17 protein-coding genes are annotated in these 14,822 nt (G+C 44.8%); 8 read left to right on the forward strand and 9 right to left on the reverse strand.

What is annotated here, in order from left to right; all coding sequences use genetic code 11:
- Positions 1 to 39 precede the first annotated feature (39 nt).
- The 5 genes from SP90_RS07865 to SP90_RS07885 form a co-directional block, all read right to left on the reverse strand.
- On the reverse strand, positions 40 to 1,611 hold the full coding sequence (locus SP90_RS07865) for a phosphoethanolamine transferase (RefSeq protein ID WP_082936349.1): 1,572 nt from the start codon (positions 1,609 to 1,611) through the stop codon (positions 40 to 42).
- A 340-nt stretch (positions 1,612 to 1,951) separates the two neighbouring features.
- A complete protein-coding gene (locus SP90_RS16480; RefSeq protein ID WP_082936350.1) occupies positions 1,952 to 2,443 on the reverse strand; it encodes a hypothetical protein in 492 nt (163 codons plus the stop codon).
- A 308-nt stretch (positions 2,444 to 2,751) separates the two neighbouring features.
- Positions 2,752 to 3,981: a nickel pincer cofactor-dependent isomerase, group 22 gene (locus tag SP90_RS07875; protein ID WP_066854325.1), complete on the reverse strand. Its 1,230-nt coding sequence runs from the start codon at positions 3,979 to 3,981 to the stop codon at positions 2,752 to 2,754.
- A 10-nt stretch (positions 3,982 to 3,991) separates the two neighbouring features.
- Positions 3,992 to 6,085, reverse strand: a complete 2,094-nt coding sequence (locus SP90_RS07880; RefSeq protein WP_066854326.1) for a TRAP transporter permease — start codon at positions 6,083 to 6,085, stop codon at positions 3,992 to 3,994.
- A gap of 232 nt (positions 6,086 to 6,317) precedes the next feature.
- Positions 6,318 to 7,316 carry a TAXI family TRAP transporter solute-binding subunit gene (locus SP90_RS07885; RefSeq protein WP_066854328.1) on the reverse strand — a complete coding sequence of 333 codons (999 nt, stop codon included), beginning with the start codon at positions 7,314 to 7,316 and terminating at the stop codon, positions 6,318 to 6,320.
- A 236-nt stretch (positions 7,317 to 7,552) separates the two neighbouring features.
- Here SP90_RS07885 and SP90_RS07890 point away from each other — a divergent pair, with 236 nt between their 5' ends.
- Positions 7,553 to 8,236, forward strand: a complete 684-nt coding sequence (locus SP90_RS07890; protein ID WP_066854330.1) for a GntR family transcriptional regulator — start codon at positions 7,553 to 7,555, stop codon at positions 8,234 to 8,236.
- Positions 8,237 to 8,325: 89 nt separating this feature from the next.
- On the opposite strand, the gene SP90_RS07895 is transcribed toward SP90_RS07890, so the two are convergent.
- Together SP90_RS07895 and SP90_RS07900 are read right to left on the reverse strand one after the other, a co-directional pair.
- Complete coding sequence (locus SP90_RS07895) at positions 8,326 to 9,342, reverse strand: TfuA-like protein (protein ID WP_066854332.1); 1,017 nt, start codon at positions 9,340 to 9,342, stop codon at positions 8,326 to 8,328.
- A gap of 24 nt (positions 9,343 to 9,366) precedes the next feature.
- A complete protein-coding gene (locus SP90_RS07900; protein ID WP_157471220.1) occupies positions 9,367 to 9,681 on the reverse strand; it encodes a hypothetical protein in 315 nt (104 codons plus the stop codon).
- A 461-nt stretch (positions 9,682 to 10,142) separates the two neighbouring features.
- Here SP90_RS07900 and SP90_RS07905 point away from each other — a divergent pair, with 461 nt between their 5' ends.
- Entirely contained in the window at positions 10,143 to 10,445 is a 303-nt protein-coding gene (locus SP90_RS07905) for a hypothetical protein (RefSeq protein ID WP_066854336.1), read from the forward strand.
- A 260-nt stretch (positions 10,446 to 10,705) separates the two neighbouring features.
- Here SP90_RS07905 and SP90_RS07910 read toward each other — a convergent pair whose 3' ends face one another.
- Complete coding sequence (locus tag SP90_RS07910) at positions 10,706 to 11,056, reverse strand: HU family DNA-binding protein (protein WP_066854338.1); 351 nt, start codon at positions 11,054 to 11,056, stop codon at positions 10,706 to 10,708.
- Positions 11,057 to 11,506: 450 nt separating this feature from the next.
- Between SP90_RS07910 and SP90_RS07915 the strand changes: the two genes are divergently transcribed.
- Positions 11,507 to 11,818, forward strand: a complete 312-nt coding sequence (locus SP90_RS07915) for a hypothetical protein (RefSeq protein ID WP_157471221.1) — start codon at positions 11,507 to 11,509, stop codon at positions 11,816 to 11,818.
- Positions 11,819 to 12,164: 346 nt separating this feature from the next.
- Positions 12,165 to 12,410, forward strand: coding sequence for a DUF1240 domain-containing protein (locus tag SP90_RS16955; RefSeq protein ID WP_407920035.1), 246 nt, complete (start codon positions 12,165 to 12,167; stop codon positions 12,408 to 12,410).
- Positions 12,411 to 12,472: 62 nt separating this feature from the next.
- On the opposite strand, the gene SP90_RS07925 is transcribed toward SP90_RS16955, so the two are convergent.
- Positions 12,473 to 12,985, reverse strand: coding sequence for a helix-turn-helix transcriptional regulator (locus SP90_RS07925; protein ID WP_157471222.1), 513 nt, complete (start codon positions 12,983 to 12,985; stop codon positions 12,473 to 12,475).
- Between the two features lie 116 nt (positions 12,986 to 13,101).
- Between SP90_RS07925 and SP90_RS07930 the strand changes: the two genes are divergently transcribed.
- From SP90_RS07930 to SP90_RS07945, 4 genes are all read left to right on the forward strand, one after another.
- Complete coding sequence (locus tag SP90_RS07930; RefSeq protein ID WP_066854347.1) at positions 13,102 to 13,290, forward strand: NrdR family transcriptional regulator; 189 nt, start codon at positions 13,102 to 13,104, stop codon at positions 13,288 to 13,290.
- A gap of 219 nt (positions 13,291 to 13,509) precedes the next feature.
- Entirely contained in the window at positions 13,510 to 13,791 is a 282-nt protein-coding gene (locus SP90_RS07935; RefSeq protein WP_066854349.1) for a hypothetical protein, read from the forward strand.
- Between the two features lie 5 nt (positions 13,792 to 13,796).
- On the forward strand, positions 13,797 to 14,180 hold the full coding sequence (locus SP90_RS07940; RefSeq protein ID WP_066854351.1) for a helix-turn-helix domain-containing protein: 384 nt from the start codon (positions 13,797 to 13,799) through the stop codon (positions 14,178 to 14,180).
- A gap of 57 nt (positions 14,181 to 14,237) precedes the next feature.
- Positions 14,238 to 14,822, forward strand: coding sequence for a hypothetical protein (locus SP90_RS07945; RefSeq protein WP_157471223.1), 585 nt, complete (start codon positions 14,238 to 14,240; stop codon positions 14,820 to 14,822).

A 14,822-nucleotide genomic window follows, 5' to 3' on the forward strand; every position in this document is an offset into this window, starting at 1 on the left:
AAAGCTGCATGAAGCGTATGCTTCGATGCAGCTTTTATATTACTTAGTGTGAGCCAGATTTAGTGAAGGTTCAATAACGGGAGAGCTGATTCCTCCTAAGGAGATAATCGTGTGGAAGAGGTTGTCATGCGAGACTGTATTGGCAGGAACAGCGTGTAGTGCAGTAGTAATTTCCGGATGTTTTTTGCGGTAGGTATCACTTAGCCAGATCATAAATGGAACCTGACTTTGCTCCGGTGAAGTTCCTCCGTGGAACATGACTCCGTTTTCTCCAAGACTTTCTCCATGATCTGACGTGTAGATTACTACCGCATTCGTATTTTTGAGAAGGTCAATGGTCTCGGCAATCATCCAGTCTACTTTGCGGACAGTATTGTCGTATGCGTTGATAAATGGGGTTATGTCTGTTTTGTGGTCTTCGTTTTCATATTGATCAGGCATGAAGAAACGGAATTCTTCTGTATAGTTTTTATTGTATGAAAAGTGCGAACCGGTAGTGTGCAACAAGATAAGTTTATTTTCTGCGGTAAGAGCGACTGTGTCCTTTAACAGGGAAAGCAGGTACGGGTCTTGCCCTTTGTGGTATACGACAGTGTCTGACATGGAAATAAGAGTGTCGGTTAAGTGACCACTGCGCCCCAGTTTGTTTTGCAATGAGTAAAAGTAGGTTCTGTATCCGTGTTTTTTAAAAAAGGATACAAAGGAACCGACGGTAGGAGTGCGTGAAGAGCGTGTAGCGTTTGTAAGCATGCCTACAAGTGATACTCGGGTGGACGTAGCAAACGATTGTGCAGTGCCGAAGTTGATCAGTCCATTCGTTATTTCAAGCCGCGGTGTGGTAGTGCGGGGGTATCCGTTAAGCGAAAGATGATCTGCACGGGTGCTTTCACCAATAATGAAGACAATGACTGGCTTTTCATTTTGGGGAAAGAGGAGCGTAGATGAAAGTGTGTCCGCTTGAGGTAATGAATTAAGTTTTCGGGATTTATTTTCTTCTTTAACATACATCTGTAATCCTTTGATGACAGATGTCGGAGCACACTTTGACATAGAGATTGTGGCAGTAAGCTGGTTTTGATTAAAAGCTTTAAAAATAGCTGCGTTGAATTGGTATATGCCAATGCTGAGTAACAGAAGACAGAGAACAACTCTGGCTCTCCTGCCGTATGGAGCTTGAAGCAAAGGGCGGGCAAGGTACGCATGGACTACTCCCAGCAAGGCGCCTGCAAAGAGAAACAACATGAATTTTGTTGAAATGTAGCTTGTGATTTCTGCTTCACTGGCTTCAAGAACCCAGCTGATACTTTTGTAACGTAGCGGAATGTTAAATGTACAATAAAAATACTGTGCAGCAGCACACGCAATATTGATAACAGGAAAAATTACATAGCTGAATTTTGAAAATAAGGTGACAGCAGAGAACACACCTATATTTAAAACAACGACGGTGCTTACTGATAATGCTGCGTGTGACAGTGAATTATTGAATATGTATGTATTATATAGAATAGTTACAAAAGCAGTGTATACAAAAAATAAATACGAATTTGTGCAAAGCAAGATATCGCTGGAGAGTGTTTTTTTATTGTAAAGCTGTGAAGAAATATTCAAGTTGTGCTCGATAGTTAGCAGTGTTTACGTAGATAAGTCTTTTGCGGATGCTCTCTATTAAAAAAATATATGTGCTTGCGTGGAATGAATGAGTACAAAGCACAGCGTAATGGTAACAGTATGTATTTTGCCAAGTTGATGGTTTTCAAAAGGTAAAGGTGTATTATTGCGCTTTGAGTTTTGTAATTAAATAAATATTCGGTTGTAGAAAAACGAGGAATGCCCTCCACAAAATGAATTGTGGAGGGCATTGTACGCTGGGGGCAGTACAGTTCTTGTTGAGAACATTGCTAGTCGTTAATGGTGAACTGTATGTTGTCTGAGATTATACAGGGGCTGGCTAACGTCTGCCACCTGCACGGCCACCTCTGCCTCCTCTGCTTCCGCCGCCTCTTGGAATACGCATGCGCGGTGTTCCTCTGCTGCGGCTCACATTGCGAGAGTAGCTTCGGTTGTTGTAGTTGCGTCTACCACTCCGATAGGATGCTCTACGCGGGGCGTTGTAGCCCGGAGGACGTCCACCACGATAATATGTTGCGCGGCGCGGGGCTCTGTAGGCAGGTGGGCGTTTGCCTCTGTAATACGGAGGCCGTTTCCCTCTATAATATGGTGGGCGATTGTAGCGTCGGTGGTTATAATGGTTGTGGTAATGTCTTCGACTCCAGTTGGGCGAATTATACCAGTATGGGGCATAGGTTACGTTGTAATAGTTAGTGTATCCGTAGTCATACCCGTAGTTATATCCATACCCTCCAGAAACGGTTGCAGTGCAGCCTGTCAGGTAGGCAAGCGCAATGGTACAACCGACCAGTAATATCAATCTCTTTGCCATGCGTGTCTCCTTGGCAGCGCTGCCGGAATGCGGCGAAAAGTGCGTAAAAGCGCTGCTGCTATGTGTGTCTAGAAGGATAATAGCAGAGGGCATTGGCTTGATTTGAGTATTATTACCCTGCTGGAATGAGGGGAACAGGCAGGTGGTAGAATACTTATGTGCCAGTCAGGCTGGCTATCTAGCGGGGAGGATTATCTAATGAATTGTGCGGCACTAAAAAATGTCAAAGCAGCAAGACTATATTTTGCCTTGCCGGCTTTGACATTTCTAAAAAGTAGCATTGGACTAGCTAAGTTAAGACCGAATTATTAACACGTTTCGAAAGGCATGAGGGTGCCTGTGCTATCAAATGTGAGCGTGTTTGTTTTGTCGGGATGTACTGTGGCTCCAGCAGTTTTCAAATCAGAAAAAACAGCCTCAGTTGCCCAGAAATGTTGTAAGGACAGTGTGTTTGTGATGCGTACTGCTCGGAGTGTGGTTGGCGCTTTGGCAAGAGCGGCATCAATAACCGCTTTGTCAGTAGCGAGTGTTATAGGCATACGGCCGCTGGCCCATACTCCTGTAGTCAGAGAGTTCGCATAGGTTGCGGCAGGGTCAATGCTGTCTGCAAGGCGTTTGGGAATAAGATCGGCCATGCCTATGCCGTGAGCATTTCCTTGAGACTGCGGTGTCAGGTTGAGAACAACAAGTGTTTTGTACTCGGGCTTACGTTCTCCAGCCATACGGCGCCATGCACCGATGACATTCGTATCCATGCCCGTCCCACTGATATTTTTTCCCATTTCATCAATAATGAGCAGATCAAGAGTCTCTACTGGAATTCGAGGTAAAATAGCTGCTGAAATAGAAAGCAGGGAAGAGTCCGTACTGACGACCTCGTTGCTGGTGCATAATTTTAGTGTGTGGAGTTTTTCAACAGCATTTTCCACAACAGCAAGACCGGCGAGTAAATTGATATGTTCAAGAATACGCAGCGCTGCTGGTTTAATGACCTTCTCAAGGGGGAAGTTGTGGAGATTATCAGCTCCTCGAGGTTTCCCAAGACCTATGGCAAGCATTTTACATAGACCGGACTCTACCTCTCCGTGGAACAGTGTATGCGGTTTTACACGATTCATCACAAAGACGTAGTCTGCTTCCAGAGCGTCTTTTGCTACAAACACTTCAGCGCCTTCATCAAGAAGGCCGAGGCTGACTGTTTCAACAGAGGATACGATAGGGCAGCCTGCTGACTCTTCTGTGATGCCTAGTTTGGCAAGAATAGCGGTTTGACCTTCAGCCGTGGAGCCTCCATGAGATCCCATTGACGGGATAATGAAAGGACGCAGTCCGATAGACTTCAAGTTTCGTACAACAGCATGCAGCAACGGAACAATACGATCGATTCCGCGTGAGCCGACAGTGATGCCTACAGTGGCTTCAGGTTTTACTGTGCTACTGTCAAAAGAGGCAAAGGCCGTGTCCACGGCCTTTGCTATATTATCAATTCGGGACGTCTCAAAAGTTTGCTCAACGTCGTAGAAAGTAGGGTATGTCATTATTGTCCTGCTATGCTGCTTCAGTCAGTGCTGCTTCTTCTGCCTCTTTTTCAAGATCAAATGCACTTGTATATTTGAGTATTACGGTGAGGATAGCAAAAATGCCTGCTCCTATCCAGCACTGCAGTTCTGGCAGTGCATACAGGAGTACTGCGTTACATCCGAACAGAATACGAAGTAGCGGATGTAGCCTGCGGATATAGACACCTTCCAGCGAGACTGCAGTACAGAAAAGTGCCAGAAGGATAACGGCTATAGTCAGGATCGTCTGCCATAAAGGCCCAAGGAACAGAATCGCAGGTTCATATACAAACATAATCGGGATAATGAACAGTCCGCTCGCCAGCTTGAATGCATGGATTCCTGTCTGGAACGGGTCGGATTTCGCAATGCCGGCAGCTGTATATGCCGCAAGGCAGACAGGTGGTGTTACGTTGGCAGACTGTGAGTACCAGAAGATAAGCAAATGTGCTGCGAGCAGAAATACTGTGGCATGTTCCGGCGGAACTTGCGTGTTTATTATCGCAAACAGGGCTCCAGCTGCGGTGGGGTCTGTAATCATATCCAGACTCATTCCCATAGACTCAATGAAGCCCGGATTTACTGCCATTACATACCGCAGCTTAATCAGGTTAACCAGAAACGGTGCACTCAGCGTTGCAAGGATGATGTAGGATGCCGTTACTGGCAGACCCATACCTAAAATAAGCGATGCGACTCCCACCAGCCCGATTGTTACAAGCAGGCTGGAGCCTGCAACCGTGGAAATAAGCATGGAAAACTTAACCCCGAGACTTACCAGCAGAACAATACCGATAACGACTCCTGAACAAAGAAGGATGATGGCCGTGGCTACCATGTTTTTTCCGCCAAGAGCCAGAGCATCAACAATATCCATAAGTCCCATGCGGTGATTTTTTGTCAGCCAGCTGGCACCGACAATGGCACCAATAGCCCAGCATGCTGCATAGGTCGGTGTGTAGCCGATGCTCATAAGTGTGATCAGTACACCGATTGGGATAAAGAATGGCCATCCTTCTTTGAGGACATCAAAAAAGCGAGGGATATCTTCTTCCGCTGTCGGTTGCAGACCTTCACTACGGGCGCGTGAATGAACAAAAAAGATTACGCCGATGAAGTAAAGGATGGCGGGAATAAACGAAATGGCAACAATGTGGAGGTAAGAAATCTGTGTCCACTGCGCCATAACAAAAGCGCCTGCACCCATAATTGGCGGCATGATCTGACCACCGGTACTTGCGGCAGCTTCAACCGCTGCAGCAAATTTGGGGCTGAATCCGGTTCTTTTCATCATTGGAATGGTAATAGAGCCGGTGCTTACGGTGTTTGCTACGGCACTGCCGGAGACAGACCCCATAAGACCGCTGGAGAAGACAGCCATTTTTGCTGGGCCACCGACACTTCTGCCAACGATAGATATTGCGAGCTTAATGATAAAATCACCAGCACCGGATTTAACAAGAAAAGATCCAAATAGTACAAACAGGAATACATATGATGCTGAAATAGTAGCAATGCTTCCGAAAATTCCATCCGGTGCAAAATACATGCGGTAAAGAACGCGTGTAATGGTAACTCCGGGGAAGTTCCAGTTGCCAGAAAGGAACTGTCCCCAGTACAGGGCGTAGCTTAGGAAGAAGACGGCAAGCAAAGGAATAATTTTACCGGCTGCGCGACGCGCAATCTCCAACATAAGCAGCAAGGTTATCCCTGCAAATACCATATCAAGAGGCACCATTTGCTCGTTACGGGCATGCAGCGCATCTTCAAAAAATACTAAATATAATCCGCATACAACGCTCAGTGTCGCAAGAAACCAGTCAACGTATGGTTTTTTATCCAGACTTTTTGCATTGAATGGATAAATCATAAATGCCAGAGGCACAAAAAAAGCGTAGTGAAGAGCGTTGCGTTGGATTTCCGGCATAAGCCAGACAGTGTTTGTCAGTACGTGAAATACGCTCGCAGCAATGCATAAACAGTAGAATACTGTGGCAGTGCGACCGGTAAGCTCACGTGTGCTGACCATTACTTCGCCTGAATCTTCCGTTGCTTCCACTGGTTTCTTAGTGAACAAACCCATATGTGAACCCTATGTAATTATTCAAAGTTTCTTAGTATATTTCCCGATAGCATCACCGGAAAATGAAAAGAACAAGCCTCAGCGCGCTATTCTCAAGAGTCATCTCTGGAGCGTTGCGCCTGAAGCGGCTGTTTGTGGCAGTTAAGACAGCACTGCTTTTTTAAGAAAATTCATAAAGTTGCAGTTACTATTGGATGGTCTCGCCGGAGGCAGAGCCTCCGGCGGAGTCTAACTATTTTGCAATAAGGCGTTCTGGGATTTCAATGCCCACTTCGCGGTAGTACTTGGCTGCGCCCGGATGCAGCGCAACAGGTAGACCGGAAAGCGCTGAGTCAAGACTCATATTCTTTGTTGCAGAGTGGATTGTGCCTAGGAAGTTGAGATTTTCGTAGATAGTTTTGGTAACCTTGTAGACTACGTCCTCAGGCATGTCTGCACGTACTGCAAGAAAGTTAGGCTGTGCAATTGTACGGATATCTTTGGCTTGTCCCGGGTAGGTGTTCGCAGGAATTACGTAGCGGTACCAGATTGGGAAGTTTTTTTGGATAGTAGTAAGCTGCTCATCAGAAAAGTCGAGAACAGTGGCTTTGCCGTGGCTCATAGCAAACAGTTGTGTAATGGCTGCAGCAGGTACACCGGCAGGGATGTTTGCGCCGGCAATTCTGTTGTCGAGCATGGCCTGTGTGGATGGTGTGTATCCGAGAAACTCGAGTTTGAGATCGTTTGCGTTGATATTGAGCGCCTTCAGCAAAGCACGGCCGGAGCCTTCTGTACCGCTGCCACGTTTACCAATGGAAAAACGGTCAGAGAGTGCACCAATATCTGCTACGGTGCCAGTCTTTGCATACTTACTCATGATGGCGAAGTGCTCGACGTTAGGCCACAGCATGGTAATGGAGCGGAAGGAATCTACAGGTTTTCCTTCATAGAATCCCATCCCGCGGGATGCCTGAAGGCCGAACAGTGACTGGAGAATCGCAAAGTGCGCTTCTTTGTTTTTGAGCATCTCAATGTTTTCGCCGGAACCAGCTGAGTTAATGGCTGTCGCTGTAATACCATCTTTTTTAGCAAGCTTCAGGCTTACCAGTGTGCCGATTCCAACGCCAACAGGGTAGTATGTTCCCCCTGTAGTAGCAGTGGCAATAATAAGTCGCTTGTTATCTTGTGCCATGGCAGGGAAGCTCATGGTCAGTAATGCAGCAATAACGATGAGGGAACAAAGTCTACGCACGATCACACTCCTTGTCGCAATAAAATTTTAAACATCAATTGGTAAGAAGTATGTGTCAGCGCTTGACAAGATTGTCAACAATTTTGTTGTATGACTTGTCACCCATCATGTTTTCAATACTGGACATAGAAGGATAGATATTTTACTCAGCGGCTTCCCTTTTGTGGAAACTTGCGTATTATCCAGACCGCCTTTCGAGGTAGTTATCAATAAGTCAGTGATAGTAGGAATTTGGTATGAAGGAATTTCCACCTTGCCAGCAGGTGGCAGATCACTTGGAAGATCTTATTTTATCCGGCCAGCTGTTACCAAGGGAACGCCTTGGCGAAACAGACATGGCAGAGCGTTTTTGTGTTAAGCGCCATGTAATTCGTGATGCATTTAAGATTCTTGAGGGCAAAGGGCTTCTTGAAATCAAGCGTTACAAAGGTGCCCGTGTTGTAAGCCTCTCCGTTAAAGAGATTAGCGACGTGTTTGACATTCGCATTAATTTGGAACGGTTTGCATATAACCTTGCTTTGACCAATATGCGTGAAGAAGACTTTGCCGACTTGGAAAGAATTGCGCATAAGTTTCTTGATAGTGTAGATACGGCAAGTATTGAGGAATTAAGCAAGCTTAACACAGAATTCCACAATATTATCTATAAGCGCGCAGACAATATTCCGTTGCTTGAAATTATTAACGATCTGCACATTAAGTTGTACATCACCCGTTTTGCAGCATGGGATAAAAGAGAAAACATTATTCAGTCTGGTAAGGAACATCTTGAGTTTATAGATGCCTTACGAAAGAAGGACTTGGATGTGTTGAATGATCTTGCCCACAGGCATATATACAATTCAAAGACTGCGTATGAAAAACGAGTGTCAAAAATTACCCCGCTTGCCTTATGTGAAAAAGAAGTAGGGCTTGAGTAAATAAGGAATCGAATGTTCTGAAAGGAATATTCGATTTTTTATTACCCTTGTGGCAGCGAGATGGAAAAATTGTTGTTTGAGCTTGTAAGCTAAGAACGAAGAGAAATAATGTCTCGGGTAATATCAGCAACACGTTTGTTACGCTGCAGCCAATCCCATAACCCCACTTCGGATTTCCATACATATCCCAAAAAGGCCGGATTCTTTGTGATAACCCATTCATACATGGACATGGAATGAGCAGATGACGGCTTAATTATTCCAGCTTTCTTTGCCCATGCTTCTACATAGGTGTGCCACGGGGAACTACTCAGGTAGTGGAGCAGTGCCTCTTGTTCTAAAAGCGAAGCATATTCACATTGCATAAGGCCGTTACTCAAGAGCCAGCGTATATCATGTAGCCGCTCTCTCTCCCTTTCAAAAATAGCTGTGCGTATTTCATGCGGACAGATGGTATGGGTTTGCCGCGCCCATTCCAGAGTGTAGAATGTTGCATGCATTTTGGTGGCTATTTCAGCCAGAGCATCCGGGGACGTGAATTGGAGAAAGTGATGCAGAATCTCTGCGCCATACACGATTTCTTGTTCAATAATACATGGCCGTAAATTGAGTGCATTCTTGCGCCATCCTTGTTCCTCCAGACTGCTTGCAAATGTTCCGCATATGGAGTGCTCAAGTGTCGTTAAGGCTGTGATTGCATATTTTATTGCTGTAATCGCATCACGCCGTGCTACTTCAGCAGGTAACGAGTTTGCAGAGTCAGCTTGAGCGTTTGTATCAGCAATACTGTTGTAATATTCTCCAACGCCTTCCATCCCCTTGTGTCGAAGTTCTCTTGCGAGCAATGATCCAATTTTTCCTGTGCCGATTACTTTGATGTGCACTTTAAGGGCATCAGTGATTTCTCTGTACCAGAGGTTCTCCTCTGCATTTTCAGTACAATCCACTAAAATGATTGCTTTCACGTCCTCCCGTATATGTCGCCACACATCTCCTTGTGTGGCAGGAGGGTTGAGAATGAACTGGCGTAGATGATTCGGGAAAATTTTTGCAATATTTTGATGAGAAATGGTGTTTTCGCAAAAGACGACAATACGTTTAGGCATGAAAGTCCTTCATGAATGAACTCGTTACTTGTTGGAAATGGCTGCAAGTAGTCCGGTAAGTCCTATAATCAGGAGGATGGGAATGTAGATGACGCCCCATAATGGTTTGTAAAAGAAGGCGATAAAGATGGTTATTAAAATGAGTGTGGCTTGTATGAGGAGAAGTGCGGTACGGCGTTGAGAAGCCCAGGCACTAAAGGATTTCCAGATAAGCAAAGCTATCGGGATAATCAGAATGAGTGCCCACCAGTTAATGTCTGGAAAAATCAGGCGAACGATAAGTGCAAGTGCAATAATGATAATGGCAACATAACTTATGACAGAGCCTCGATTCTTCATGGGAACCTCTTTTACAAGGGCAGTTGGGTGTTGGGTTAATACTACATAGGTTTTCAGGTTGGTTCGTTTATTATTACATTCATCATGGTTTGATGCTGCAGGGCTGAACGAAAGGTGTGACATGCCTCTAACGTGGGCGAGTAGCTTTTTGAGTGCCCCTAACGTGGGCGCTTTTGGGGTAAAGGATTTCTCTTGTTTTTAGGCGGGGTGGAGGTGTTGAAGATTATGAGGATGTTTTTTTTAGTGCTATCTATTTGAAAAAACAATTTTAAATCTAATTCTCTGCTCATTGTGTGTGCGTTTGTATTTGAGTTGGCACTCTTTCTGCTACTAGAACATTGTGTCAGCGGAACTGTTTGCAAGTGTTTTATAGGGAACGCTGAAAGTTTCGGTTGCTGATGCAATACTCCCGAGCTGGTCAGTATACAGTTGATATCGAAAATACTGATAAGGAATTGTGAATGTTTATTGATCGCAAGCTTGATTGCCGAATTTTGGCTTGTGCGAAAACGTATCCTGAGAATGGGGTGCAGGTAGATGCAGCCCGAGAAATTATTGCTACCAAACGTCCTGAGACGTTGGGGCATGAGTTTTTAGAGCATTTAAAGCGGCTACGAGAGCTGGAGTACGTAGAGTATCCAGATTTTGAGCAGTGTGATGTATCGTCAGAAACAGACGAACATGGCACAATGCGATATACAATCACCTCTAAAGGTGAAGAATACCTACAGGCAATGCTTAACAGCGATTTGTTTGATTTCTGATAGAATAGTTTGCATCTTGTGCGTGCAGTAACTTGGTATGTGGAACCCCATGTGGCGTAAGTGGGAAAACCGTAATGTTAGTTTATACTCTTGCAAACAATGTGGGCATAATGGCGAAGAATGATGGAGTGCCCAGTTGTTATTGTAAGAGCATATGTCGCGCATCTCTTTGCTATAACTCGTTGATTAAAATAATGTGACCTATTCTATATGTAAAAAGGCGGTATCAGTTTGATACCGCCTTTTTCGTGCAATGGACATTATTCGTCGATCGCTGCCTCTAAACTTGGCGCTGCATGGAATGTTACAGTACGCTTGCCGTTTACAGTATCGACCTTAAACTTGCCAAGTCCGCCCAGATCAATTGTCTGGCCGTTTTTCAATCCCATAACAATTGCTGCTTTTACAACATCGAAAGCAAGATACGCTTCGTATTCATCAGCAAACTTGTCACTCATCGCAGTTGTCAGGTTGTTTACGATATTTTGCGTATACCCTGTGATCGGGTCATGTTTAACGCGTTCACGAACTGCTTCTATATCGGGTGCAACTACTTGGCATTCGCTGGTAGTGCAGGACATGCATACGCCGGGATAATCTTGGTTAGCCATGAAATGCTCCTTTCTCTACATGTGTTGCGCAAGAATACCACGTCACATTTGTTCAGGTCTATTTGATAGCCTGTAGAAACTTTCATGACTAAGAGGGAAGCGGCAGAGAGAGTGTTGTTCGTAATCAGTAGGTCAACGTCTTTGTGTGGTCGAAACATAAGGAGGACCCCAGGATTCCTAACTTACTTGCTGAAGTGTTTTTAGCGTTGCTGATTAAAATTTGAGAGTTCGAAATGAGCTGTGGAGAATTGGGGAAAGGCTGCTTTCAACTTGCTTTTATATTTTTTTGAAAGATTACCTTCTGTCGTTGCGGGCTTTTTTTTAGATCAATACTTGATGTGGCCGTTAGTAGTCCACCTGCTGATTGCAGAATTGAGTGATGATGCTACTATGAGCAGAACCAGTTTGGGAGCCTTATCGCTTCCTGATTGTACTTAAGGAGGGCTATCAATGACTATGTATATTTGTCACTTTACCTGTAACCCCGCGATGTGGCCTGTAGAACATGAGGATCAGATCAGGGTTTGGAGAAGTATGGTTAAGGATGCTGATATGCTGGTTGAGGGCGAAGGGCCTGTTAAATTTACCGGCTGGATCAGCAATACGGAAGGGTATGCGCTACTTGAAGCAAAATCTAAAAATGAAGTGATTCAATTGTGCGCGCGCTTCTGGCCTTATTTTTACAACGACATTAGAGAAATAGTGCCTACACATGAGGCAGGTGATGCTATTCTGGCAGGCGCAAAAGAAGGTTGGGAATAGCTGATTTTCTTAGGGCGTTAGCCTGATGTAGTAATAAAATTCGTAAAGCGTCTCTGATTTCTTAGGGTGTCAGAGACGTTTTTTTATGCTGCGGTGGTGCAATTTTTGCTTGTTTTTTAGAGCGGTTAATAGATGGGCTGTTTTAAAAAAATAAGGGGTGATACCTGTGGCAGGTTTCAAGTTAGTTAAGCCTGAACTATGTGGATGTTTATTAAACTTGTTTGTTGTTTTTCCCATTACAACTTTGGTTTCATATAATGCTTTGGCAGATGTGTACGCTATCTATACCGAACAGGAGGTTGTCACTTATAACCTTGCAACGTGCCTTTGGGCTGTGGTTGCTTTTATGTGTGCTCCGATAGCTGCTGGATCGTTGTGGTATGTAGTCACTCGACAGGAGTGCTCTGTGGCATTTCATAACGTTATAACCCGTGTGTTTGTCATCTTTTTCAGCGTTGGATTAGTGTCATCGGTTGTGTTTAACTTTTGGGTTACAGACTATCTGGAAGAAAAGGGATACATGCACTGCGAAAAACGTATTACTGGACCCAGCATGAAAAAATATGTGAAATATGAGTATCTTTGCCGTTGAGAAGAGTTTTTCAGATCCTAGATTTTTCTGACTAGTAAGTAACTTTTTATAAAAGCAACAGGTTATCTGTGCTGTGCTGCTTGTTTTTCAGCTTTTTTAAACAGCACGGTAGCTCCTACCTCAACTGTATTGCAAAAGCGGTGTAGCAACTCTCCGGTGAGTGGTGCTGTGCCAGCAAGAATTGCTTCAATGTGTGCTTGCGATATGCCGATTTGATCAACAAGATTTTGTATCGAAAGTTCGGCTTCGTGAGCGCATTCTTTAAGAACGCGGCCTAGTGCTTTGTCAAATTCCGTAAGTGGGTTGGCAGGTTGCGTGACTGGCAGGTTGACAAGCTTTTCGAACGGGATGTTTAGTGCTTTTGCATAGCGTATCATATCGCCAAACGTTGTGCGGTCACCTCCTCGTTCTTCGCTGAGCCAGCGGCTTACCGCAACTTTAGTTACCCCCATTTTTTGGGCAATAGAGAGTTGGGTTTGCCCTGCGGCATATTCTTGCCGGATTCTATCCATAATTACTGCCCATGCCTGAGCATTTTCTGTGGTATGTGTTGTCATGCAGGAACTATGTGTCACAAAGTTACCTTGTGTCAACTTTTTATTGCGGTAAAGAGTAACCGCATGGTATCTGTTCGTTTGGATGTCTACTTCAGGTAGCAGTGAATTTCAGTAAATTATGCTAGGAGAATAGAATGTTATGTCCAAAGTGCGGTGGCAAAACACATGTCCCAAGATCTAATGTAGCAGATGAAGAGTATGTTGTTCGGCAGCGTGTTTGCAAGCAATGTGGAAACAAAGCTGTCTCAGTAGAGGTGTTTTTATCTTCTATGCAAAATGGATTAGAGTATATTACAAAGGAAAAATTGTCTGATTTAATATAAAAAATTAAAATTATGTGTATCCAAGTGTATACACATAACACTTTTTATAAACCTCGTACTGTGAGCACATGCTTTTATGCATGTGCTTTTTTGTTTTTAAAATATAGGTGCGAGGATGTATGAAGAATCATTTATGCATTTTTAGGGTTAATGCGTTCATTGTTACTACTTTTATGCATTTTCTTCAGCAGCGTCCACAGAGTGAAGGAGATTGCTAGAATGAAGGTGCATGTTCAGGAAACAGTAGATCTGGTTTCAGCAGGATTGCGACTTGGGGTTAAAGCGTATGAATCTGCCCTCAGACTTGAGTCTGCCGGACATAATGTTCCCGGGTTGGATGAGTTTCTTCGTCGAATGACTCAGGTTCACAGAGTGGCAGATGATTCAGGAAATAGTTCTGGAGGGTCAGGAACACCTGCTTCCCTTGAAAAGCATCCAGTGTGTTTTGCAACAGTTGCTTCCGATGGAAGTACTCCTGTGCAGTTGAAGCAAAGGAGGTAGCAGCGATGCAGTCTGAAATTGTACAGCTACCACCCACTGCTCAGGAAATTGCCAGTGTCATTGGTGTGGAAAAAACACTGCAGCTTGTGCGCGGTAAACAGAAAGAAAAAAGCCGCAGCCTTTATGTGCCGAGTCCGGCACGAATGCATTCATCGCACTGGCTTGTAAAAACTATCGGAGAAGACGCTGCACTGGAACTGGCACAGGAGTATGCAGGTGAGCCTTTAACAATTCCGCGCTGCTCAAGCTTTACAAAGCTTGAGCGTAATTCACGCATAATTCGGATGCGGCAGCAGGGACTGCGGTATCAGGAAATAGCGGATGCCTTGGGCATGGGGATATCAGCAGTGAAGATGGTCTATAGCCGTTGGGTGAAGAGTCAGGAGTAGATGGAATGCGGTCTGGATACAATGCACAGATCTTACAGCAATAAGTGTGGAGTTACTATGGCAGATACAGAATTACAGTCGGCAGGTGCAGGGACGGAGAGTTCCCATACAGTAACCATTGAGAACATCCATCAAGCAGTACTTGATACGGTTGCAAAAGCTTTTCCACTTTTTAAAACAGTTGCAGAAGATGCACCCCTTGTCACAGATACGGGTGATGCTATGGGGAAACTACCTTATGCGGCTCCTGCCTGCATTGTTTCTATGCCGCTGTTTGAGAGCAAGAAGCGTGAATGCGCTGACTTGCTGCCTGTTGACCTGCATTTCGAGTTGAGAATTGTTGGCGCATATAGTGGTGAAGGAGCAGATCGAAAAACAAGGCAGCTGGCTGGAGCGTTAGCGCAATGCATCGAAGGAAATAGATTTGGCTTACCAATGCGTGGGGCAGAGTTTGTTCGTGCGAAGGCTGATACCACATTGCCAGCGCTGCATCATCTTTGTCCGTGGCTGATTGAGTTTACACTTTCGGTCTATCTCGGGACAGAAGAAGGGGATGATTTCACAATGCCGGAGAAGGCATACGTGTCCATGGCACCGGAGGTTGGGTTGGCACATATCGATAAATACAAGTTGTTAGGGTGA

Source organism: Halodesulfovibrio spirochaetisodalis (assembly GCF_001672295.1).
GTDB classification, from domain to species: domain Bacteria; phylum Desulfobacterota; class Desulfovibrionia; order Desulfovibrionales; family Desulfovibrionaceae; genus Halodesulfovibrio; species Halodesulfovibrio spirochaetisodalis.